We start from the raw sequence: 21,726 nt of genomic DNA, 5'->3' as shown, positions 1-21,726 counted from the left end.
CTCGGTTGGCGAGCTGACATCGTCTGTCACAGTCAGGACAATGCCAGTGTGACGAAAGACGGCGGTGAATCTCGGGGCAAATCAGGGAACACGTAACTCATTCAGGGAACCGCGAAGATTACCTGCGAACCCGGCATGGCACGCGAGTTGCAAAACTTCCTCCAGTTTCCGCCTGCAGCGAGAAAGGAAAGACAGGCGTGTCAGTACTCAAGAACGCAAGGTCCGGACGTTGTGCAATCGGCATCGGCAACATAGTGCGGCCAACGGCCGAGAAGGGCTGCGGGGCGTCCGGGGGCAGGGGTAAGCCCAGCTGCGGCTCGCAAGGCGGCCAAGGCGATCTACCGACCGACGTCTGGGAGAAAATCAAGAACCACCCCTGCTACAGTGAAGAAGCCCATCACCACTATGCCCGGATGCACGTTGCGGTCGCGCCCGCATGTAACATCCAATGCAATTTCTGTAATCGAAAATATGATTGCGCCAATGAATCGCGCCCAGGCGTGGTAAGTGAGAAGCTGACGCCTGAGCAGGCGAGAAAAAAGGTGTTGGCTGTCGCCTCGGCCATCCCGCAGATGACTGTCCTCGGGATTGCCGGGCCCGGCGATCCCCTGGCGAATCCGGAAAAGACTTTCAGAACGTTTGAGCTTGTGGCCGAGAATGCGCCAGACCTTAAATTGTGTGTCTCGACCAACGGCCTCGCGCTCCCCGACCACGTCGACACAATCGCCCGCCTTGGGATCGACCATGTCACCATCACGATCAACATGATCGATCCCGAAATTGGCGCGCAGATCTATCCCTGGATCTTCTATCGCCATAAGCGGTACAGCGGCCTTGAAGCCGCGAAGATCCTCACTGATCGCCAGATGCAAGGCCTTGAGATGCTGACCGAGCGCGGCGTCCTCTGCAAGATCAATTCGGTGATGATCCCGGGCATCAACGACCGGCATCTGGTCGAGGTAAACAAGGCGGTTAAAGCGCGTGGCGCCTTCCTCCACAACATCATGCCACTGATCTCCGCGCCTGAGCACGGCACCGTGTTCGGCCTGAACGGTCAGCGGGGTCCCAGCGCGCTGGAATTAAAGGCTCTGCAGGATGCATGCGAAAGCGAGATGAACATGATGCGACATTGCCGGCAGTGCCGGGCGGATGCTGTCGGCCTGCTCGGCGAGGATCGGGGCGCGGAATTCACGACCGAGAAGATCATGTCCATTGACGTCAGATATGACATCAACGCACGCCTGGCTTATCAGGGCAAGGTCGAGCAGGAGCGCGCCCAAAAGCTCGCGGCTAAGCAGGAGGGGTTGGCGGAGCTTGCCGCGGAAACGAGCGAACTTAAGCTCCTTGTTGCGGTGGCGACGAAAGGGGATGGACTCATCAACCTGCATTTCGGTCACGCCAAGGAGTTCCAGATCTACCAGCTTTCGAGCGTTGGCCCCAAATTCGTTGGCCACCGCCGCGTCGATCTCTACTGCCAAGGCGGTTATGGCGAAGAGGGAAGACTAACCACCACCATAGGGGCCATCAATGACTGCCACGCGGTGTTCGTCGCAAAGATCGGCGGCTGCCCTAAAAGCGAATTATTGCGGGCCGGGATCGTGCCAGTCGATGAATATGCCTATGAGTTCATCGAGAAGTCGGTGATCGCGTGGTTCAAGTCCTATCTCGAGAAGGTGCAAAGCGGGGACATCCAGCACGTCGAGCGGGGCGATGGGGCGATCCGCCAAAGTGCGCTGACTTCGGTCGCATAGGGGGGAGCCGATGCCGTTCAAGATTATTGCCTCGCAATGCACGAGCTGCTCGGCTTGCGCTCCTGAGTGTCCGAATGACGCAATCTCGGAGAAGAATGGGACCTTCATCATCGATCCAAAGAAATGTACCGAGTGCATAGGCTATTTCGATGAGCCACAATGCGCCGCCGTATGCCCTGTCGATGAAACCTGCGTCATCGACGCCTCATTGCCGCGCTATGACGCTCCAGCGAACGGGACGAGTCCGTGAGCTTTGCCCTGACGCCCCGCTGTGAGAGGATCGCGAGGATCTTAGTGAGCGACAATAACCGCTTTCTACATATTGGGGGTACCCGCTCCGGCCGGCGCTTGCTCGGGATTGTCAGCCGCTCGCCTCTTGGATCGGCTCTTGCGGACCGTTCCGCATCTGAACTGGCGCGCGTGCTTCAAGTCCCTTCTCAATTCCGAGAGCTGGGCATCGTCCTCAGCTGGCAGAGCCGATCTAGCCGTCGCTGCCAAAACCGGGTTAAGTTTCCCGCCAGCGAGCCTGCGGCACTGATAGATCGGCGCCGAGCGTCCGTGGACGTACCGGCGCGTTGGGGGCGGGAAGATGAAGGATAACTTCTGCCCGCAGCTAGCGCTACCGAGCCGGAAGCCCTCGCCGTTCGGCGCAATGACGAGTAACAGCGACTTCGACTGGCGCGGCGAGCTCGCGTCCCGCACTCCGGATAAGCCGCAGCCCGCCGTCATCAACAATCGGCATCAGGCCCTATGGGTTGAGATCGCCAGGCGGTGTTCCGGGATTGGCTCATCGCGCTCCGCCATGAGGCGGATTGGGTGGTCCGCCGTGAGTAGGCGCGCTGCCTCGCCGAGCGGCCAGGCTTGGCCGAGGACGAACACGGCATGATCCAGGAAGTGGCCAGCGCGCGGTTGGCAATCGATGGACCAGGGGAGAGTGGCGCATGAGCAACATCGTTCGCGACAGCGATTTGGTCGAGCTCTCCGCGCCGCCATCCTTCAGCTTCGGCGAGAAAGTACGAGCCAAGTTCACGATCCGAAATGACGGAACCTATGCCGGCAAGGAGATTGGGGAAATCCTCGTCAGGAAGGGGGAGGTCGGTTACGTGGTGTCAATCGGGACTTTTTTGCAGCAGTTCTACATCTACGGCGTCGAATTTTTCGAAAGTGGCAATCGAGTCGGCATGAAGCGCAAGGAGCTCGAGCTCGTACTGGAACGCGAGCTTGAAGACCCACCATTGCCCGAAGAGGCCGTACAATGATCGACCCGCGGCTGCCGAAGTACCAGTGGGGCCAGCGGGTGAAGGCAGCCATTGACCTCGTCAATGACGGATCATTTCCGTGCGCCCCAGCGGACGTACTCCTCGTCCGCGCAGGCGGTGTCGGCGAGATCGTTAGGGTCGGAACACAGACCGAGGTGAACTTGCCGATCTATCTGGTCGAGTTCGGCGAACATCTGGTGGTCGGCTGTTTGGAAGAAGAGATCACGCCCGTCGAGGGAGCGCAGGGACGATGAATGACGCATTCACGAAACGACCGGTCGCTCGCGCGATCGCCCACCCGAACGAGCTCGATCGCAAGCGGATCGAAAGTGCGTTGAGATCGCGCAAACGCTATCTTTATGTGTCACCGGACGTCAAGCCAGTGAGAGGAGGGTATCTCATTGAGAGTCCCTGTTGTTCGCGTAAAATCGATCAACAGGGAGGTCTCATTGACGTGGCGCTTATTCATCAAGACGCCGTGAGCGCCGTCTGGAAGCTCTTTTCCAAAGACCACGAGCGGGGAATCTGGAAATTTCACAGTGTCCATCCTCGGCTCAACGCAGCGCTCGACGAGCTCAATGCCGATCTCGATCGGGTGTTCTGGAAATGACCTGCGTTTCTGTGTGTGCAAGGATAGGACAGGGATGGCAATCGGCGCTGATGAACTGATGCAGATCGAGCAAGTTCTTGCGGCAGAGGTCAACCCAAGCTCGGTCACAGAGCTGCGGCGGCGCTTTCCGCATCTCGCCCTGACAGGTTGCGATGCTTCGGATGTAAATGAGCCGCCGTTCCGAAGTTTTCGGGACTACGATCTTCATTTGATCGACGGCTCCGACCATTGCGTGCAGATCACACCTGATCCGGCGCGGGCGACCGGCCTCGTGCTCGCGGCAAAGGCTGTCAGGCGATGACCGCGCTCGCGCTCCCCGGGGCAGGTGTGGTGCAAGCCGCCGAATTGGATCCAGCGTTCATCCGGCTCTCGGATCCTGACATTACCGTTGAGGAGCTCTCCGCGGTAGATGCCCTGCTTCGCTCGTCACGGATTTCCGGCGGGCCCGTGACCGAGGCGTTCGAAAATTCGTTCGCCGCGTATCTCGGGCGCAAATATGGCGTTGCAGTCGGAAGCGGCACCATCGGCCTTCTGCTCGCGCTAAAAGCGCTCGGCATTACGCCGGGGCAGGAGGTGATCGCTTCGCCATACGGATTTCGCGAGACGGTCCACGCCATCAGTCTTGCGGGTGCGCGGCCGGTATTCGCCGACGTCGATTATTGGTCGGGCGCGCTGTTTTCGGCCAGTGTCGAAGAACAAATATCCGCTCGTACGCGTGCCATCGTCGGCGCGAATCCGAATGGCCATCCAGGCCAGTGGTCGGAGCTTCGAGCGTTGGCGGAGCGCCACCGATTGCCACTTCTTGAGGACTGCACCGAAGCTATCGGTTCAAGATACAAGGGAAAGCTTGTTGGCACCTTCGGCGACATAGCCGTCTTCGATTTCGCACAACCGTCGGCCCTCACCTGTGGAGAAGGTGGAATGGTGGTGACCGACGATCTCAATACGGCCATGGCGCTGCGCCGCCATCGCGGGCGTGGGCTTGACGAGCGGGGGTCCGGGACCGTTGCGAGTGCAGCGCCCCTTCAAGGGGAGATGAGCGATCTGGCCGCAGCGTTGGGCCTGGCACAGCTCGATCGGCTTGATCAGATCCTGGAGCGGCGTCGGCTCGTCGAGCAGCTCTATGGGCTGCATATGCAATCCTTTGAGGGGATCAAACCGCCCTATGTCGGGCCTGATGTGACCGAGGTGAACTGGTTCCTCTATCTCGTGCATCTTGGGACGCGTTTCAGCCGGTCGAGCCGCGACGCAATTCTCGATGATTTGCGGATGGAGAAAATCGAGGCCGCCGCCTATTGCTATCCGTTGCACTTGCAGCCCCACTACTCTGAATTTGGGTATCGGCGCGGCGATTTTCTGGTCACGGAAAAAATTGCTGATCGCGCCGTAGCGCTGCCATTTCACACCCATCTCACTGACGGACAGATCGAGTTCATCGTGGAGACGATGAAGGATGCCTCGATCAACGTGGGCGCCGGCGCAGCGATCTACTAGGACCAGCGAACTATCAGTACCAAACAAAAGGAAAGTTAATGTCGATCGTTACGGTCTTTCCGCAGGGTAAGATGATTGGGGTTAGCGCGCACACCTCGCTTTTGGCGGCGCTGCTCGGCGCTGACCTCGTCATTCCTCACAAATGCGAGGGAAAGGGCGAATGCGGATCATGCCAGATCCTCGTCCGGAGCGGCAGCAGCGGACTTTCGAAGATGAGGCGATCTGAAAATGAGAGGCTCAAGAAAATGGAGGGCATCGACCCCAAGTCGCGGCTCGCCTGCCAGGCAAAAGTGCTTGGAACCAGAAACATGGTGGTCGACCTCCAGGGCGTCGCGCAGCCTCTCTAAGCTGTACCAAAAGCGGCAAGGACATGGACGCAACAGGCCACTTCCCGATTAGTTTCGAGTGTCACGCTCGGTCCGGACGGCGAGCCGACCGATCGTCACGCCGCAGATCCTTGATCTTTCAAATAGCAGGTCAGGGACGAGTGCCAGTGGTGGTCGCAGGCCCTTGGTGTTTCGGCTGAGGTCGGACGTACGGCGATGCGTTCAAAGGAAAGCGTGAGGTGGGCATGAAAGGAGAGAGCATAGGCGACAATCATGAGATCGAGGTCTTCATCGTCTGTCCTGCCGACGCCATCGAGCGGGGGGATGCTAGAGCTTTCAGCCTATCGCGGATTGAGAACGACGGCGCAAACCGGCCATTTCCGATCGTTGTGGGGCGGACCGCCGGCAATCACTTTTACGGCTATGTCAATCGCTGTCCGCACGATGGCGTGTGGCTCAACATCGGTTCCGGCGAGTTCTTCACGCCGAACCGCTCCTTTATCAAATGCGGTCGGCACGGCGCAATGTTCGAGCTCGAGAGCGGCCTTTGCATCAGTGGTCCTTGCAACGGAAAAGCCCTTGAGCCGCTCGCGGTTGCCGTAATCGGCAGCGACGTCTGCGTATGCGGCGTGAAGCTCGTCGAAGACGACCAGCTTGCCGATCTGTTCGATGCCGCCGACGAAACCATGGACATCATGATTCACCCAGACTGAACGACTTTATGACTAGCTAGGCCGTTGGAAGACTTGCAGACGTAACGGGAGCCCACGTTCGCATGATCCTGGCGTAAGCCTTTCGCAAGCTACGGCCAGATGGTTGGAATCCAGAGATTGAGCACGCCCCAGCTCCTTGAGGCGGTAGAGGCCCCAATTGCGCGTGGCTGGCGGAATGCAGGTCAAGTGCCTCAGGCGGGAGCGGTTGCGCGATCGGCGGAATGAGCCTCAGTACCATCCGCGCCTTCTTTGCCTGAGCGAAAAGCTTCGGGCGATCGCGCTTTCAAAATGGCCGGTGTGCCCCAACGCGAATTATGAGTCTGGCGGAACAAGATCGTCAATATTTTCATGTTGGTCTACCAAGTAGATTTCGAGTCAGATCTAATCAAATTCGAGTCCCGGGTTGCGCGACGTAGTCGAATTCCGGGTCCGCGGTCGGGTTTCGCGCAGACTGGACATCCAGTCGGACCGGCGCGTCGCAGAAGGGCACAAGAGGAGACATTTGCATCCTTGTTCTCCCGCCTTCGACAGCAGGTCGATGCGAAGGCGCAGGCATCACTTACGGCAACTCCAGCAAAACTATGCTGCGCTAAGGCACCTGCTTGACGCGCTCGAACGTCAGAATCCCGACCCCCTCGCGCCCGTCAATCGGACTCTTATTCGGTTCGGTCTTAATCACGAGCCTGTCGCCCTCAAGTCTATAATAGCGGACCTGATCAGTTCCAAGTCGGCGTCCGTCCCATTCGATATCGACGTGATGAACAACCTTCCCGGCAGACAGTTTGTATGTGCCACCATATGCAAGCATCGACTTGTGCAGTTTAATCCGCTCCTCGTCGGTCGGCTCAGCGCGCGGATGCGGTTGATCGTCCGCGACGAAAAGGCCGAGCATTCGTCCATCGGCAGCGTAGCTGAGATATCCGTCTGGATGCTCGCCCATTTGATTGTAGCGTTCGCCGGTACCCGCGACTTCCCGGACAAACGACTTCAACTTCCAAGTTCCAATTAGGGGATTGTCCTCAGATGCCCCGGACATGGGTCCGAGCACGCCCAGCAGCAACAAAATCAATAGCGACTTGCGTATCATGTGTCCGCCTTTTTCAGAGCGCACGACCGTCTTAGAGCTACCAACGCGGAGCGAACATATCACTTCAATTGGTCGATGTCTCTTGTGGGTCAAAATGCGTCTGCGCTCAACGTCTGCTCCTTGGCCAAACCGGATGTTCGAGCTCAGCAAGCCGGAGTGGGCGGACTCGCTTTTGCCTTAAACCGACTCGTTTTTGACTTAAGGGCAGAGCGGTCTGGACCAAGAGCCAGGCCGGTGATCACGCAATCGCGCCCCGCGTGTTGCAGAAGGAGCCGTCGGTGAGTGGTGCGGGTCTCTTGAGGGAAGGCGCAGACTTGGCCGTCGATCCGCACCGAGCGCCCCTTGCCGCGAACCGATGACCGCCTCCAAAGGGCTCTGGACGATGACCTCGCCCACATTGGCGGGTCCTAAGCTTGAGCTCTCGCGTGCGCTCGCAAAGTCTTTGCGAGTGCCGCCCATGCTGCCGGACGACCGGGCTAACCCGCGTCTCCGCTGGGAACAGATATTCTCGCGCTACTCGGCCATTCACCCGAGCTCACTGACTTTCTACCGTTCTTACGGCCTTCCGGCATTGGGCCCCGGTTCCCTCGCGCGAACAGCCCTCCAGATCATTTCGGGTGCTCCCCGCAAATAGCGATAATGACGGCTTCCGATCGCATCCGGCGCATCTTGCGCCATCTGCATCGATCAGCGGTCGCCTGATCAGAAGCGAATCGCCCAGCATCAGGGCGATCGCACTTGCCGCATCGCATGTGTCCGGATCGATTTCGCCTGACTTGACACGGCCCGCGGCGCGGTTGAACCAGGATGCGACCGGCGTATCGCCGAAAAAGGAGCGCAGCTCGTCCTCACACCAAGGATGCTGTGAGATATCCTTTGCAATCACGTTGTGGCCGGCCGCGTTCAGCGCCTGCATCTGGCGCGCATTGGTCGCACATCCGGGCTTTTGGTAGAAGATAATGGTGCTCATGGCTAAGTGGAAGCTGCACGATCGGCGCAGCGCGGTTGCGTCCGACAATAGTGATGATTTTCTTGCGGTCGGCTTGCATCCTCAGCATCGGTGCGCTGCACTTGCAGCCGGCCCCGCTGCCTTCAAAAGCGGCGGTCACGTCAGGCTTGTCGCAGACGACGCGAATGCAAGAAAAATGCCTTCACGTTCGTGATCGATGCGCATGTGGTGCCGCGCGGCTTTCTTTCTGGATGAATGCTCTCGTGGCATGTCGAAGTACTCGCGAGCACTCGCACATGCGACTTCCGGCTCGCACTTTCCATTCCGCACGTGAGCGTGCTGTCAGTCGAATTCTGCTGCTTGAGGCTGGCGATCGAGTGTCGGGTTTCTGACAGCGGCAGGGGGTCGGTCGGCTTCAAAACACCTGGCGTAAACGGTCGCCGGGCGAAGTGTTTTCCGGGCGAAATCAGTGGGTTAGAAGTCCGCGGAGAGCGCTGGCACGGCCGTTGCTATTGTGCTGCAGCAACACTGAGTGAGGGCTGAGTGCACGCAGACGCGCAAGACGAGCGATGCTCTCCTTCCCTTGAACCCGTGTGCCGGTTTCTCGGAAAGAAACAAGCTCGCGCGTGAGGAGCGCGCAAACTTTGGCAAATCGGTTGATGGAGAGCAACATGGCTTCACTGCGGCAGATCGCATTCTACGGGAAGGGTCGTGATGTCCGGCGAGATGATGGCGATGTATGCGGCCAACAACATCTCCAAGGGCATTCTGAAATACGCCAACTCGGGCGGCGTAAGGCTCGGGGGCCTCGTCTGCAATGAGCGGCAGACCGATAAGGAGCTGGAGCTGGCGGAGGCGCTGGCCAAGAAGCTCGGGACACAATTGATCTATTTTGTCCCGCGCGACAACGTTGTGCAGCATGCGGAGCTGCGTCGGATGACCGTATTGGAATACGCGCCAGATTCCAAGCAAGCCGACCACTATCGCAATCTCGCGACCAGGGTCCACAACAATGGCGGCAAGGGCGTCATCCCGACCCCCATCTCCATGGACGAGCTTGAAGACATGCTGATGGAGCACGGCATCATGAAGGCGGTCGACGAGTCCATCATCGGCAAGACGGCCGCCGAACTCGCTGCCTAACAGTCTTACGGATGGACGTCAGCCTCCCGAATGCCGGGTGGGGGGGCGGCGTTCCCGCGAAAGACCTTCTTGGCCAGCGCACCATGTGGCCGGCCATGCCGGATTAGTTTGGAAGGGCCGTGGTTATGTTCGACGCTCAATTCTTTCCGCTCATGGCCGTCAGGACCGCAGATGGCGGCCCTGAGGTGCATAGGGGGATTGCGAGCTATTGCCTGCTCACCGGGGGCAAGCCTGCGGATGCCGAGACAAGCAACGACAGCGACTTCGATCGCCACGTGCTGGCGTCCATTCTCGCGGTCGGCACGATGGATGGTGGTCTGGTTGCCGAGAGGGTCGGGCTGTCCAGCGAGGACCTGACCCTTCTGCTTGAACAGTATTTTCCATACGTTCGGATTAGGGCCGAAGAGTTGCTTCTGCGCTTCGCGCTCAACGATAGCGAGGAGGTCGCAATGTTACGTGATCTCTTGCTGGCGCAACGCTCCAGCGAGGGGCACACCGGCCGGTGGCTTGCGTCGATGATCGCGCGTCGTGCGATGGAGCCAAATCATTTGTGGGAAGAGTTGGGATTGCGCGATCGGGGCGAATTATCTCGACTCCTAAACCGCCATTTCGCGCCGCTCGCCGGCCGTAATACCAGGAATATGCGCTGGAAGCGCTTTTTCTATCGGACCCTCTGTGAGGATGAAGGCCTCGTGATTTGCACGACGCCCGTGTGCACCCAATGCAAAGACTTCAATCTCTGCTTTGGTGATGAAAGCGGCGAAAGCCGAATGGCTGAGCGTCGGCGCGAGGCCCTTTTGCAGGCAGCTCCCTCATGAGCTCCGGAGGCCGGTCCCTCTGAGCCCGAGACCATTGCCGGCGCTCCGATAGATGATCGCAGCCTCTCCCGGAGCACGGACGCGGTTTATTGCGGAGGCTTCATGAAGGTCTGACGGGCTCGCTCTTTCTGTTTAGGCGAGACATCAAGCCGTTAAATTGTGTCGTTCAATCGCTGGTGGTGGCGGCAATGCATTTCCTCTGTACGGGTCACACATCAACATTCAAGAATGGTAAGACACGAGAGGGCGGGTTTCCGCAAGTCGCCAGGACATCCGTCCAAGCTGAGTCAGCGTGGCTCGAGGTTGGCCGCTCTCGATCAAACCGAACATCTTTGTCGCGCCCAGCCGCGTGCGGAACGTCCCGCCTGAGGCGGTTTGTCCCATGCACGCGGCAAGCTCATCGTTTCTGCCGACGATCCAGCCTTATCGTTGATCGTTTGCGCCAGTTCCATCGCACTTTCCAAGTCGGCATACGGAAACTCAATCCACAACTTAAAGCGGTTTTGCGCCTCTCACCAGGAGCTAACATCCAGGCCGAGTTGGGGCGTGCGGGAAGTTGCACGCGGCAGATGTCCCACCCTGTTGCAGCTGTGAGAGCCGAACTACGGGGGAAGCCAATATTTCCAATGAATCGGAGCTGGGTCGGGCGCCTGGCATGCGGCTTGCTGAGGCAGTTTTTGAGCACGTACACATGGAGCTTCTCGTGACTGCCGTCGTTGCTGCCGATGCCAGAAACTCCTGGTCCGAGACGCCGTTGTTGAGGCCGATCGTGCTGAATGACACGACGCTACGCGATGGAGAGCAGGCGCCTGGTGTTGCCTTCACCAGTGCGGAAAAGCTGGCAATCGCGCGGGCTTTGGCGCGTGCCGGGGTTACGGAGATCGAGGCGGGAACGCCGGCCATGGGAGGTGAAGAGATCTCTGCCATCCGTGCCATTGTTGAAGCCCGTCTTCCGCTAACGGCTATTGGCTGGTGTCGGATGCGTGAAGCCGATGTGGATGCAGCGATTGAGGCGACGCTGTCCATGGTCAATGTGTCCGTTCCAGCTTCAGACGTGCAGATCACGGCCAAGCTTGGTGGGGACCGCGAACGCGCGTTAGAGCAGGTGAGGCGCGTGGTAGCTTACGCGCGCGACCGGGGGCTTGAGGTCGCCGTCGGCGGCGAGGACGCCTCACGCGCTGATATCGAATTTCTCGTTAGGCTGATCGCAACCGCAAAGGCCGCGGGTGCGCGGCGGTTTCGGATTGCCGACACGCTCAGCGTCCTCGACCCTGAAGCGACCTATGCGCTGGTTTCGTGCTTGAGAGCGACCACCGATCTGGAGCTCGAATTCCACGGCCATGATGATCTCGGGCTCGCGACCGCCAATACGCTCGCCGCAATCAAGGGCGGGGCGAGCCATGCCTCGGTGACCGTCATCGGCCTGGGCGAGCGTGCTGGCAATGCGCCCCTTGAAGAAGTCGCGGTCGCACTCCAACAGCTCTATGGGCGCGACACCGGCATCCAACTGGCGGAGCTCGAGAATGTCGCAATGGTGGTCGCAGCAGCAGCGAGACGTGCGATACCACTGAACAAGGCGATCGTCGGAGAAGACGTCTTCACCCATGAATCCGGCATTCATGTCGACGGCTTGCTGAAGGATCAACGGACTTATCAGTCGCTGGATCCCCATTTGCTCGGTCGCTCCCACCGTATTGTGATCGGCAAGCATTCCGGTCTCTCGGCGATCATCAGGCTGCTCGAGGAAATGCAACTGGCCGCTAGCCCCGATCAAGCAAGACAGATTCTGTCGCGGGTGCAAAAACATGCGCTGGAGCACAAGCGGCCGGTTGCGCGCGAGACGGTCGTGGCCATCTGGCGCGAAACCCGCTGCGTGTGAGGCGCCCATGTCCGGCATCACACTGCAACGGCGCTGTCAAAGCGCGCACACGAACGTGGCTGCCCGCAAGATTACATGTCGCATCGAACAATACCAAGACCTTCCAAGGTGTCGTTGGCAGACGACGACCCTCTGGCGGGTCCGCATCACGAGTCAGGCTTAATCTTATGGGAGATATTTCGATGAGCAACACGCAAACTGCGCGTGGGATCCTGGACCAGCTTAACAAGGCCTCCTCGGCCGAGGAGTTTTTCGAGCTGCTCGGGGTCGACTATGACCCAAAGATCGTCAATGTCGCGCGGTTGCATATTTTAAAGCGAATGGGGCAGTATCTCCAGGAGGAACAACTCGCCGGTGCCGCAGAGACTGATATTGCGGCCCGGTGCAAAGCCGTGCTCGCGCAAGCCTATGCGGACTTCGTTGCATCCTCGCCGATCGAGCAGCGGGTGTTCAAGGTCTTAAAGGATGCGGTCGCCGAGCCCAAGAAATCAGCGGCGTTCGTGCCGTTGAGTGCGCTGAAATAGCAAGATCAGGCCTGACTGACCGCAGGACCTCCGGCGCGCAATGCCTGCCTCTCAATAACTCTCCAGCGACTCTCGAAGTGGCGCGCTGTCGTATTCCCGACTATGTCGTAATTGGGTTTGGGTGATGGTCGTAAATGACCTTAATAATCTCTTTTAAGTCACTGATTTTGTAGCTGATTGTGATCGCGCGGCATGTGGTACAGCACTTGCTGTTGTCCAGCCAAGTCTCTCATAGAGCAAGACGAGATTTGGAGTACGACGATGATGCTGCCATTACTGCTCACCGCGCGCACCGGGATCATCCTCTGGGCCACGCTCGCTTTAATTCCGTTCGAAATCGCCTTTGATGCCGTTGAGGCCGGCATTGAGCGGGAGATGGATGGCGGTCGTGACTAACTCGCGTGTCTACTTCAGCTCTGGAGAACGCACGCACTTTATCAAGTGCATCAACCAACAGCGCGGCAACCCGGCACCCTATGCCCATATCGGGATCGTCAACGAGGCGATGGAGCTGCTGCCGACGCTGAGCACCGCCTTTCGCGCTCGCCTTTCGCATTCGCGTACCTGGTTCGCCAGCTAAAGGAGCTTATGATGATTGAGGAACGGTTCGACGCCATCGTCGTCGGCGCCGGTATGGCCGGAAATGCCGCGGCGTTGACCATGGCCAATCGCGGTATGAAGGTGCTGCAACTCGAACGGGGTGAATATTCGGGATCAAAAAATGTACAGGGTGCGATCCTTTATGCAGACATGCTGGAAAAGCTGATCCCGGACTTCCGGCAGGACGCGCCGCTTGAACGCCATCTTGTAGAGCAGCGGTTCTGGCTAATGGACGATCGCTCCCATGTCGGTCTTCACTATCGCTCCGAGGACTTCAATGAAGAGCGCCCGAACCGCTACACCATCATCCGCGCGCAGTTCGACAAATGGCTGTCCTCAAAGGTGCGCGAGGCCGGCGTCACTGTTTTGTTCGAGACCACCGCGACGGAACTGGCGCGGGACAGCCATGGCCGAGTTGTCGGGGTTCATACTGACCGACTGGATGGCGAAATCCGTGCCGATATCGTCGTCCTGGCCGAGGGCGTCAATGGCGTACTTGGCACCCGCGCCGGATTGCGCGAACGTCCTAAGCCGGACAAGGTGGCACTTGCGGTCAAGGAAATGCACTTCCTTCCGCGTGAGACCATTGAGGCGCGTTTCAACATAAAGGGTGACGAAGGCGTCGTCATCGAGGCGGCTGGTACCATTTCGCGTGGCATGACCGGAATGGGCTTCATTTATGCAAACAAGGAGTGCGTCTCGCTTGGCATTGGCTGTCTGGTTGCAGACTTTCGGCGTACCGCACACACCCCATACGGTCTGCTCGATCGTTTCAAGCATCACCCGTCCGTCGCGCCGCTGATCGAGGGTTCGGAGGTGAAAGAATATGCGGCCCACCTCATCCCAGAAGGTGGCTACAAAGCGATCCCGAAACTATACGGGGAAGGCTGGGTGGTGGTGGGCGACGCGGCACAGCTCAACAACGCCATTCATCGCGAGGGCTCCAATCTGGCGATGACCTCGGGCCGCATCGCGGCGGAAGCAATCTGCGCGTTGAAATCACGCGGCCTTCCAATGACTGCGGAACATCTTGCGCTCTACAAGAGGTTGCTGGACCGCTCCTTTGTAGTCAAGGATCTAAAAAAACATAGAGACATGCCGAGGCTGTTGCATACCAATTCGCACAACTTCTTCCTCACGTATCCGCAGCTCATCTGCAGAGCAATGCAAAATTACGTGCGCGTCGATGGCACACCGAAGGCCGAAAAACAGAAGACAACGGTGAAATCCTTTGTCAATGCGCGGTCCTGGACAGGCCTGTTCAGTGATGCAGTACGCTTCGCCCGCGCTTGGCGTTGAGCACCCAGCCGAAACCCGATAAGGAGCCTGAAACATGAGTACCGAGCCGTCAGTGCGCGTTGAGGACAAGCTGTTCTACAATCGGTATCTCGTCGACGTGGGCCGTCCGCACATCAAGGTGCGGGCCCACAATAAGCCGTCGCGCGAGCTGCTTGCGCTTTTGAAGATCTGTCCGGCGCGCTGCTACGAGCTAAACGATAGGGGCCAGGTCGAGGTCACCGTCGACGGGTGCGTCGAGTGCGGTACCTGTCGTGTGATTGCCGAACCCACTGGCGACATCGAATGGAGCTATCCGCGTGGCGGATATGGGGTCCTTTTCAAGTTCGGCTAGGTGCTCAACAGCGGTTCCGACGATCGTCAATTGCACGAATAGCAAGGCCTGTCTTCCCAAAGAGAGTCCGTAGACTGCATCATGAGCACTGTCACCCGCGCGGAAGCATCACGAGAGTGGCGCGGCATTTGCTCGGTTGCCTGGCGCGGCGTGCAACGCCCATGCTCTTTTGGAGTGTGCGCTACAAGAACAGACCGTGTGCGACAAGGGTAATGGCATGAAGAGTACGACTTCCACTATCACTACAGCGGGCTGCACATCGGCCTTTTCCATGGCCACAATGACGGGCAGTAAGGTCGGCGTCGGATGTAATCCGGATAGTAGCGGCAATCCCGATCTCCGGGATGCCCCTGAAAGTAGCATCCTTACCGAGACCACAATCAGCCCGGAACGAGTAGCAAGCTTTGTTCTTCAAAACGGGCTGCAGGTGGTGGTGATCTCGTGTCCTCGCACGCCGGTTGTCACGCAGATGATTTGGTACAAAGTCGGCTCGGCCGATGAGCCGCCCGGAAAATCCGGGCTAGCGCATTTCCTCGAGCACTTGATGTTCAAGGGTACCGCCAGGCATCCCGCGGGGGAATTTGTCCAGACCGTGGGACGGGTTGGAGGCGATCAGAACGCGTTCACCTCGACCGATTACACCTGCTATTACCAGCGCGTGCCGCGTGAATACCTTGGAACCATAATGGCATTTGAGGCCGATCGGATGACTGGCCTTGTTCTCGAAGATGAGAGCGTGCTGTCCGAGCGTGACGTGGTTCTGGAGGAATATGTGCGCCATGCCAACGGTCCAGAGAGGCGGCTCCATGAACAGATGATGGCGACGCTCTACGTCAACCACCCCTACGGGCACCCCGTGCTTGGCTGGCCGCACGAGATCGCAAAGCTCGGCCGCGAGGACGCGTTTGCCTTTTACAAGCGCTTCTATGCGCCGAACAACGCGATCTTGGTCATCGCCGGCGACGTTGTATGCAAGGATATCGGTCCGATTGTGGAGAAAAGCTTTGGCGATATTCCGGCGCAGATTTCGATACCCGCAAAACGCATCCGACCGCAGGAGCCAGCGCCTGAGGTCCTGCGCACCGTAACCCTGGCCGATCCGCGGGTCGAGCAGCCGCAGTTGCACCGCTATCATCGCGTGCCGTCGGCTCTTATCGCGGGGGCTGGCGAGAGCGCGACGCTTACCGTGCTCGCGCAGTTAATGGGCGGCGGGAATAATTCCCGCCTCTATCGAAACCTAGTAAATGACAAAAAGGTCGCGATCAGCACGGCCGCGTACTACGGGACAAAATCGCTCGATGACTCGCAATTCGTGATCTCTGCTATTCCAAAGACTGGCCTCGAGTTCGCTCAGATCGAGGAAGCCATCGACAAAGTTGTAGCCGATCTCACCAAAAATCCCGCGCCGACGGAGGAGATCGATCGCGTCAAGACGAGGCTAGTTGCGAACCTACTGTACGCGCAGGATAGTCCTCCGGCGCTTGCGAGATTGTATGGCGCGGCGCTCGCCACAGGCCTCAGCATCGACGACGTCCGAAGACTGCCGGAAAGCATCCGTGCCGTCACCGCCGGGCAGGTGCGCGAGTCGGCCCAGAAATGGCTCGACGGGAAGGGCAGCGTGATGGGCTATCTCATCAAACATTCGGTGCCCGGAAAACAAGGAGACTCGCCAACGGCGTATTCGTCGACGGAGAGTGGGGAGTTCATCACTGGCGCCCCGGTCGCGCCGGCGACAGTCCGCTCTGCACCGTCGCATGGCGCGCCCGAAGTCCAGCGGCTGGTATCGCGGGGCGGGATCGAGGCCTGGTTCGTGCAAGATGCGACCGTCCCGCAGATCGCGATGCAATATGCCTTCGCAGGCGGATCAACTCAGGACCCTCCCGAAAGGTCGGGTCTCGGCTGCATGGTAGCCCGGCTTCTCCCAGAAGGATCCGGCGATCTTGACTCCAAGAGTTTTCACGAAAGGCTCGATAAAGGCGCAATCAACCTGAACTTTACCTTGACGCGGGACGATCTCCGCGGGTCTTTGCGCATGCTCAAGCATAACAAGCATGAGGCCTTCGAGCTCCTCGGGATGGCGCTGACCTCGCCCCGTTTCGACGCCCGCGATGTCGAACGTATCCAGGCCGAGGTGCTCGCGAGCTTGCGGCACCGTTCCACGGAGCCGGTATCGACCGCCTATCGCAAGTTCTTCGAACTTGCCTTCAACTCACATCCCTATGGCCGTGAGCCTGAGGGGACGTTGGAGAGCGTGCAAAAGATTCAGAACGCCGACCTCAAGGACTACGTCCGTCGCGTGATCGCCAAGGACACGCTCAAGATCGCGGTGGTAGGTGACATTGATGCGCAGACGCTCGGGAGCCTGCTCGATAGTACATTTGGCAACTTGCCCGAACGGTCGGATTTGACGGAAGTAGCCGATGTGGCTCCGGCGAAGCCTCCCCAGCGAATTTTCATTCCGCTCGACGTGCCGCAGACGGTTGTGACATTTGGCGGTGCCGCGGTCCGCCGCAGCGAGCCGGATTATATGGCAACCCGTCTCCTGAATCAGATTTTTGGCGGCAGTGGTCTATCCTCCCGGCTCTTCCACGAAGTGCGCGAAAAGCGCGGGCTCGCCTATTCCGTCCACCAAACATTGATGCCCATGGATCATTCCGCCTTGTTCGTAGGCAATGCCGGCACCCGCCCCGATCGTATGGGTGAGACGATTGAAGAGCTGGAAAGGCAGGTTCGGCGCATAGCCGAGGAAGGCCCTACGCGGGAGGAGCTGGATGAGGCCAAATCTTACCTGAAGGGCTTGCAGATGATGGAGTTGGAAACACAGTCCGGCTTGGCACATACGCTACTACAGCATCAGCGCGACAAGCTGCCGATCGAGTATATCGAGAAGCACAACGCTCTCGTCGATGCGGTGACGCTTGAGGACGCCAAGAGAGCCGCGCAGCGGCTGTGGGGCCAAGGCCTGCTCACGACTATCGTCGGCCGCGCTCCGCCGCCTGCAGTCCGGTGTGAGTGACGGCCTCGCGCCCTGCGCCTATGATCGCCAGCAAGGGCGTCAGTCCGCACGCCCTGCGGCACACGTGCGTGGTGCATATCGGCAGGCTCTAGCAAGTGCTCGCAAGTGCGATAACCGCGCTTGGCCGTTCTGATCATGGTTACTGAACGACCTTCCCGCCAGCGCTGGTCAGGCGCGGAAAGTATTGGCTCAGCGCAGAACAAAGAATTGTGGGAGATCGCCCAGAGCATCTTCGGCTGTGTCGGCTCATCCTGGCCCTGATCCAAAATGCAATGACGTTCCTTCGAAAATCTGGTCAAACAGCGGGGTATGTATCCGCACGATCAGACCGCAGACCCCTGGCGCTCAAAAATGCTCCGGATGCGGCAATGAAGGCCAGCGCATGAACTTCTCCTGACAAAGAACGCGGCACGCGATCAGCGTCGCTCTAATTCGACCGGACAGCCGCCATTATGGTCCATTATAGGGCGCGGTTTTTGAAAACTTTGTACGAAACGATCAAATCTGAAGTCAAAGCGGCACACTGGGGCAGGAAACGAGACTGTTCGTTCGTTACGTACCGTACCTGTCGGAGCAAAGCCCTCGATCTTGCCATAATGTTTGCCCAGGGCGCATCCAACTCTGGCCTCCTCTGTTGGACAAGGGTCCTCCATGAAGAATGACGGCAAGTAGGAAACGGCATGAAGGATTCCTGGTAACAGACGAATAGCGAGAGCAGGAGCGCCGGTAAGCAAAAGAGTGCGCGCCTGAACATCTGCTTATGTGCCTTTCTGAAACTGTCCTACGCAATGTCGTAGAGCCTCGAGAGCCAAAATCGGAACGCCCATGGGGCTCTGAGCGAGGCGGCGAATCACCAATCGGCGGAAAATGAACGTTGCATAGTCGTGCGTCCTTCGGCAGCGTGGCTCCCGTTTGCAGCACGGGCTGGCCACGTCTCGTCCGTATGGGCTCCCAATTTGTAGTCAGAACTCTTAAGGGTTCACCCATCGCCGCAGGCAGGCGTGTTTTCGAGCCTCAGGCCTGATGAGTGTGGGCTTTTCTTCGTTGCGGCAGAGGGGCTCGGAAATTCCGAGAGAATGATGGTAGGCGACTCTTCTCTTACACTAACAGATGATATCAGGGTTTATGTAATCGGCGACATCCACGGTCGCTCTGATTTGCTCGATAAAATTGCCGATCTCATCAGACGGGATCTTGCCGACCGCCCTGCTGCGGAGGCACTCACGGTGACGTTGGGAGACTACGTTGACCGGGGCCCGGATTCGCGAGGCGTCCTGGACCGGCTTACGCGGAACGCGTTTCCCACGCCGTATGTCCCGCTCAAAGGCAACCACGAGGAGATGCTCCAGCTGTTCCTGATGGACCCGGAGATCGGCGCCGGCTGGAGACGCTGGGGTGCGCTCGAGACTATACATTCCTATGGCGTAGCTGTCAGCACGCTCATGGTCGGAAAAGAGATCGAGGAGGCGTCTAGGACTTTTCGCGCCGCAGTCCCGGATGAGCATGTTGCGTTCCTCTCATCGCTGAAGCTCTCGATCTCCGTTGGCAAATACTTTCTATGCCATGCCGGCGTGCGGCCAGGTATCCCGCTCGACCAGCAGCGGCCGACCGATCTGCTCTGGATTCGAGACGAGTTCCTTAGCAGCAAAATCAACTTTGGTAAGATTGTCATTCACGGGCACTCACCTGTCGAGGAGCCTGAGATACTTCCCAACCGAATCAACTTGGATACGGGTGCATTTGCGAGCGGTCGCTTGAGCTGCCTTGTCTTGGAGCGCGATGCTCGTAGGTGTCTGCAAGCGAGCTAGGGGAAAACGGCATTGACCTATGGCCGCCAACCATGGCCTTGCCGTCGTGCGACCGACACCGGGCCGAATTTGTCTGTCCAAACGAGCAATTCAGCCTCCTAGACCAGTGCGGCGTGACATGGCGGCAGAGGAATTGCGCCACTTTGAACGCGGTCGCGAACTGCTCGAATACATAGACGAGCGCCATCCATGCGTAAGGAAACGCCAAATGCTCGGCTTTCATTCATTTTGGAGTGGCGGGACCGACACAAGGCGGAGATGGTGCACCGTCTATGTACATAAACGTCGCGGTCGAGCCCTACAAGACGAGGAATCAAGATGTCACGTTTGACGGATAGCGAATTGGAGCAGATCTCGGATTTGCTGGCGAGCGGTAGTGTGGGAAACGCACGCAAGATCGGTCGCTTACTGAGCCGAGAGCCCATGGAAAAAGCTCGGGAAGGCCGAGATCAGCTGCCAATGATCATCAGTCGATTACTTCGTAGGGCGATCCCACATTCATGACCTGTCTGAGCGAGGCGGGACGGCGAGGCAGGTCGAACCAGCCTTTCGACCGACATCCACACATTGAGAATGCTGCAAGCGACGTCAACAGTCCCGCTAGGCATCGGCATCGTCAGCCTGAAAAGTCGTCGCCCCTCGATCAGCAGCCACTAGGAGCGGGACCGCTGTGCGTTCTTCTCCGCTCCGGAGCCTGTAGCGGAAGAGCTGAGAGAAGAGTGTCGAGTAGGTTGTTGCTGAACCCCAGCGGAGTCGACCGGCACGTCCGAGGAGGGAAGGCGTATGCTCAAGAACACGTTCGGGTCGCTGACCCGAATGTAACGCTTCCTGATGCTCATAGCCTCGGGAAGGATGTGGAGTCATCTCATCGTGGAAATCTTGCAAGAGAGTGCGCATGTCATAGGCGTCGTGATGACTCGGACGAAAGCGGTGCAAGCGTTAATCCCTGCCAAGCTCCCCCGATACAAGGGGCCACCAAGGACGGTGCCAGGCGACAATTACCGGAATTCCCCGACAGGATAGAAGGAGTCAGATCAGTTGGGCAGCTGATCATGGCGACTCCGGTCGCCTCGATCTTGACGACAAACCCACTGCACGATCGCTGCGAGCGCACCGCATCTGGATCGCGGTCGAGCGGCGCCTTCTCACGGCCTTCCACGCAGGCGCTGTACCCGTTAATGGCACTTGCTGCCAGCCACTACAGCTCGAAACCGCCTTGTCCAAGCCCGGATTTGCGATCACGTTCATGCGCAGCCGCGCCGGCAGCATCTTGTATTCCGGATTAGAAGTGCCGTGAACGAGGCGGTCAGAGACATTATTCGTTGCCATGACTGACGCTGCGGCTTTCGCCGCCGGGGTCATCACTCCGGCAGCAGCCCCTCTGTTGCGTAAATCACCTGTTGGCTGCAGGTCGGATCGCGGCGATAAGCTCTATTTGCTCTATGGGGAGGGCGTGTCATTCGCGAGCAAAGACGTCAGATTTAATGTGACGTCTTTTGCAAACGCGGGAGTCCGATGCTTCAATTGCTCAATTGACATCATACGTCAGGCAACTTTCAGCGTTTCGCCGCCGATCTCGCGGTCGCAGGCGCAGAGCTCGTCCGTTTGCAATGCATCCAGAACGCGTAAGGTGTCCGCAGGGCTGCGGCCGACATTCAGATTCGTCGCATAGACGTGTTGGATCACGTTATCGGGATCGACGATGAACGTGTAGCGGTACGCGACGCCATCAGGCGAGCGGACCTCAAGACCATCGACCAGCGCGCCCTTCGTGTCAGCAAACTGCCAGATCGGTAGACGGTGCAGGTCCTTGTGTTCGCGTCGCCAGGCGAGTTTGCAGAACTCGTTGTCGGTCGATCCGCCCAGCACGACCGCATCACGGTCGGCGAAATCCTTCGACAGGCGGGCGAACTCGGCGATCTCGGTCGGGCAGACGAACGTGAAATCCTTCGGGTAGAAGAAGATGACTTTCCATTTCCCGGGGAAGCTGTGCTCGGTGAGCGTCTCGAGCGCGCTTTGCCCCTCTTCCTCCTGTACGTGAAAGCCGGGCTTCACGCCCGTGATTTCGAACGAAGGCAATCTACTTCCAATTCCAAGCATAGTATCCTCACAAGTCCCG

The 21,726-nt window shown here is 58.7% G+C and carries 21 protein-coding genes and 2 pseudogenes; 20 read left to right on the top strand and 3 right to left on the bottom strand.

What is annotated here, in order from left to right:
• The first annotated feature begins 242 nt into the window (after positions 1–242).
• The 9 genes from nifB (at position 243) to P6U23_RS28635 (ending at position 6,153) form a co-directional block, all read left to right on the top strand.
• Positions 243–1,751 carry a nitrogenase cofactor biosynthesis protein NifB gene (gene nifB / locus P6U23_RS28675; RefSeq protein WP_407181619.1) on the top strand — a complete coding sequence of 503 codons (1,509 nt, stop codon included), beginning with the start codon at positions 243–245 and terminating at the stop codon, positions 1,749–1,751.
• A 10-nt stretch (positions 1,752–1,761) separates the two neighbouring features.
• Complete coding sequence (locus tag P6U23_RS28670) at positions 1,762–2,001, top strand: 4Fe-4S binding protein (RefSeq protein ID WP_407175760.1); 240 nt, start codon at positions 1,762–1,764, stop codon at positions 1,999–2,001.
• Between the two features lie 691 nt (positions 2,002–2,692).
• Positions 2,693–3,010, top strand: coding sequence for a nitrogen fixation protein NifZ (locus P6U23_RS28665; RefSeq protein ID WP_407175759.1), 318 nt, complete (start codon positions 2,693–2,695; stop codon positions 3,008–3,010).
• Positions 3,007–3,264 (top strand): nitrogen fixation protein NifZ, encoded by a 258-nt coding sequence (locus P6U23_RS28660; RefSeq protein WP_407175758.1) that lies wholly within the window; start codon positions 3,007–3,009, stop codon positions 3,262–3,264. The genes P6U23_RS28665 and P6U23_RS28660 overlap by 4 nt, the downstream gene beginning before the upstream one ends.
• Entirely contained in the window at positions 3,261–3,620 is a 360-nt protein-coding gene (locus P6U23_RS28655) for a hypothetical protein (protein WP_407175757.1), read from the top strand. Before P6U23_RS28660 ends, P6U23_RS28655 begins: the two co-directional genes overlap by 4 nt.
• Positions 3,589–3,921, top strand: a complete 333-nt coding sequence (locus P6U23_RS28650) for a DUF6129 family protein (RefSeq protein ID WP_407175756.1) — start codon at positions 3,589–3,591, stop codon at positions 3,919–3,921. The genes P6U23_RS28655 and P6U23_RS28650 overlap by 32 nt, the downstream gene beginning before the upstream one ends.
• Positions 3,918–5,114, top strand: a complete 1,197-nt coding sequence (locus P6U23_RS28645) for a DegT/DnrJ/EryC1/StrS family aminotransferase (RefSeq protein WP_407175755.1) — start codon at positions 3,918–3,920, stop codon at positions 5,112–5,114. The genes P6U23_RS28650 and P6U23_RS28645 overlap by 4 nt, the downstream gene beginning before the upstream one ends.
• Positions 5,115–5,152: 38 nt before the next feature.
• Positions 5,153–5,461 (top strand): 2Fe-2S iron-sulfur cluster-binding protein, encoded by a 309-nt coding sequence (locus P6U23_RS28640; RefSeq protein WP_407175754.1) that lies wholly within the window; start codon positions 5,153–5,155, stop codon positions 5,459–5,461.
• Between the two features lie 224 nt (positions 5,462–5,685).
• The gene (locus tag P6U23_RS28635; protein WP_407175753.1) at positions 5,686–6,153 is read left to right on the top strand and encodes a Rieske (2Fe-2S) protein; all 468 of its coding nucleotides are present in this window, start codon (positions 5,686–5,688) and stop codon (positions 6,151–6,153) included.
• A 589-nt stretch (positions 6,154–6,742) separates the two neighbouring features.
• Here the strand turns inward: P6U23_RS28635 and P6U23_RS28630 are convergent.
• Positions 6,743–7,240: a lipocalin-like domain-containing protein gene (locus P6U23_RS28630; protein WP_407175752.1), complete on the bottom strand. Its 498-nt coding sequence runs from the start codon at positions 7,238–7,240 to the stop codon at positions 6,743–6,745.
• A gap of 535 nt (positions 7,241–7,775) precedes the next feature.
• Positions 7,776–8,210, bottom strand: coding sequence for an arsenate reductase family protein (locus P6U23_RS28625; protein ID WP_407175751.1), 435 nt, complete (start codon positions 8,208–8,210; stop codon positions 7,776–7,778).
• A gap of 687 nt (positions 8,211–8,897) precedes the next feature.
• On the opposite strand from P6U23_RS28625, the pseudogene nifH reads away from it, so the two are divergent.
• From nifH to P6U23_RS28570, 11 genes and pseudogenes are all read left to right on the top strand, one after another.
• Positions 8,898–9,332: pseudogene (gene nifH / locus P6U23_RS28620) on the top strand (nitrogenase reductase); the annotation flags it as partial.
• Between the two features lie 152 nt (positions 9,333–9,484).
• Entirely contained in the window at positions 9,485–10,150 is a 666-nt protein-coding gene (locus P6U23_RS28615) for a nitrogen fixation protein NifQ (protein WP_407175750.1), read from the top strand.
• A gap of 556 nt (positions 10,151–10,706) precedes the next feature.
• Complete coding sequence (gene nifV, locus P6U23_RS28610; protein ID WP_407175749.1) at positions 10,707–12,029, top strand: homocitrate synthase; 1,323 nt, start codon at positions 10,707–10,709, stop codon at positions 12,027–12,029.
• Between the two features lie 182 nt (positions 12,030–12,211).
• Positions 12,212–12,553, top strand: coding sequence for a nitrogenase stabilizing/protective protein NifW (nifW, locus tag P6U23_RS28605; RefSeq protein ID WP_407175748.1), 342 nt, complete (start codon positions 12,212–12,214; stop codon positions 12,551–12,553).
• A gap of 261 nt (positions 12,554–12,814) precedes the next feature.
• The gene (locus P6U23_RS28600; RefSeq protein WP_407175747.1) at positions 12,815–12,949 is read left to right on the top strand and encodes a hypothetical protein; all 135 of its coding nucleotides are present in this window, start codon (positions 12,815–12,817) and stop codon (positions 12,947–12,949) included.
• Positions 12,933–13,133 (top strand): hypothetical protein, encoded by a 201-nt coding sequence (locus P6U23_RS28595; protein WP_407175746.1) that lies wholly within the window; start codon positions 12,933–12,935, stop codon positions 13,131–13,133. The genes P6U23_RS28600 and P6U23_RS28595 overlap by 17 nt, the downstream gene beginning before the upstream one ends.
• Positions 13,134–13,144: 11 nt before the next feature.
• Complete coding sequence (locus P6U23_RS28590; RefSeq protein ID WP_407181618.1) at positions 13,145–14,452, top strand: FAD-dependent oxidoreductase; 1,308 nt, start codon at positions 13,145–13,147, stop codon at positions 14,450–14,452.
• Between the two features lie 34 nt (positions 14,453–14,486).
• Positions 14,487–14,783, top strand: coding sequence for a ferredoxin family protein (locus P6U23_RS28585; RefSeq protein WP_407175745.1), 297 nt, complete (start codon positions 14,487–14,489; stop codon positions 14,781–14,783).
• Between the two features lie 361 nt (positions 14,784–15,144).
• Positions 15,145–16,443, top strand: a pseudogene (locus P6U23_RS28580) (M16 family metallopeptidase); the annotation flags it as partial.
• The gene (locus P6U23_RS28575) at positions 16,429–17,799 is read left to right on the top strand and encodes a M16 family metallopeptidase (RefSeq protein WP_407181617.1); all 1,371 of its coding nucleotides are present in this window, start codon (positions 16,429–16,431) and stop codon (positions 17,797–17,799) included. The pseudogene P6U23_RS28580 and the gene P6U23_RS28575, both read left to right, overlap by 15 nt.
• 1,001 nt (positions 17,800–18,800) lie before the next feature.
• On the top strand, positions 18,801–19,607 hold the full coding sequence (locus P6U23_RS28570) for a metallophosphoesterase family protein (protein WP_407175744.1): 807 nt from the start codon (positions 18,801–18,803) through the stop codon (positions 19,605–19,607).
• A gap of 1,545 nt (positions 19,608–21,152) precedes the next feature.
• Here P6U23_RS28570 and P6U23_RS28565 read toward each other — a convergent pair.
• Entirely contained in the window at positions 21,153–21,707 is a 555-nt protein-coding gene (locus tag P6U23_RS28565) for a peroxiredoxin (protein ID WP_407181616.1), read from the bottom strand.
• Positions 21,708–21,726 lie beyond the last annotated feature (19 nt).

This window comes from Bradyrhizobium sp. STM 3562 (genome assembly GCF_045571435.1).
Taxonomy (GTDB): Bacteria; Pseudomonadota; Alphaproteobacteria; order Rhizobiales; family Xanthobacteraceae; genus Bradyrhizobium.
Note: the sequence above shows the minus strand (reverse complement) of the source record. Positions and strands in the feature narration are given on the sequence as shown.

Bases quoted from the DNA above. Each gene is read 5' to 3' on its own strand.
- P6U23_RS28670 (WP_407175760.1), top strand. From the start codon at position 1,762: ATGCCGTTCAAGATTATTGCCTCGCAATGCACGAGCTGCTCGGCTTGC.
- P6U23_RS28665 (WP_407175759.1), top strand. From the start codon at position 2,693: ATGAGCAACATCGTTCGCGACAGCGATTTGGTCGAGCTCTCCGCGCCG.
- P6U23_RS28660 (WP_407175758.1), top strand. From the start codon at position 3,007: ATGATCGACCCGCGGCTGCCGAAGTACCAGTGGGGCCAGCGGGTGAAG.
- P6U23_RS28655 (WP_407175757.1), top strand. From the start codon at position 3,261: ATGAATGACGCATTCACGAAACGACCGGTCGCTCGCGCGATCGCCCAC.
- P6U23_RS28650 (WP_407175756.1), top strand. From the start codon at position 3,589: ATGCCGATCTCGATCGGGTGTTCTGGAAATGACCTGCGTTTCTGTGTG.
- P6U23_RS28645 (WP_407175755.1), top strand. From the start codon at position 3,918: ATGACCGCGCTCGCGCTCCCCGGGGCAGGTGTGGTGCAAGCCGCCGAA.
- P6U23_RS28640 (WP_407175754.1), top strand. From the start codon at position 5,153: ATGTCGATCGTTACGGTCTTTCCGCAGGGTAAGATGATTGGGGTTAGC.
- P6U23_RS28635 (WP_407175753.1), top strand. From the start codon at position 5,686: ATGAAAGGAGAGAGCATAGGCGACAATCATGAGATCGAGGTCTTCATC.
- P6U23_RS28630 (WP_407175752.1), bottom strand. From the start codon at position 7,240: ATGATACGCAAGTCGCTATTGATTTTGTTGCTGCTGGGCGTGCTCGGA.
- P6U23_RS28625 (WP_407175751.1), bottom strand. From the start codon at position 8,210: ATGAGCACCATTATCTTCTACCAAAAGCCCGGATGTGCGACCAATGCG.
- P6U23_RS28615 (WP_407175750.1), top strand. From the start codon at position 9,485: ATGGCCGTCAGGACCGCAGATGGCGGCCCTGAGGTGCATAGGGGGATT.
- nifW (WP_407175748.1), top strand. From the start codon at position 12,212: ATGAGCAACACGCAAACTGCGCGTGGGATCCTGGACCAGCTTAACAAG.
- P6U23_RS28600 (WP_407175747.1), top strand. From the start codon at position 12,815: ATGATGCTGCCATTACTGCTCACCGCGCGCACCGGGATCATCCTCTGG.
- P6U23_RS28595 (WP_407175746.1), top strand. From the start codon at position 12,933: ATGGCGGTCGTGACTAACTCGCGTGTCTACTTCAGCTCTGGAGAACGC.
- P6U23_RS28590 (WP_407181618.1), top strand. From the start codon at position 13,145: ATGATTGAGGAACGGTTCGACGCCATCGTCGTCGGCGCCGGTATGGCC.
- P6U23_RS28585 (WP_407175745.1), top strand. From the start codon at position 14,487: ATGAGTACCGAGCCGTCAGTGCGCGTTGAGGACAAGCTGTTCTACAAT.
- P6U23_RS28565 (WP_407181616.1), bottom strand. From the start codon at position 21,707: ATGCTTGGAATTGGAAGTAGATTGCCTTCGTTCGAAATCACGGGCGTG.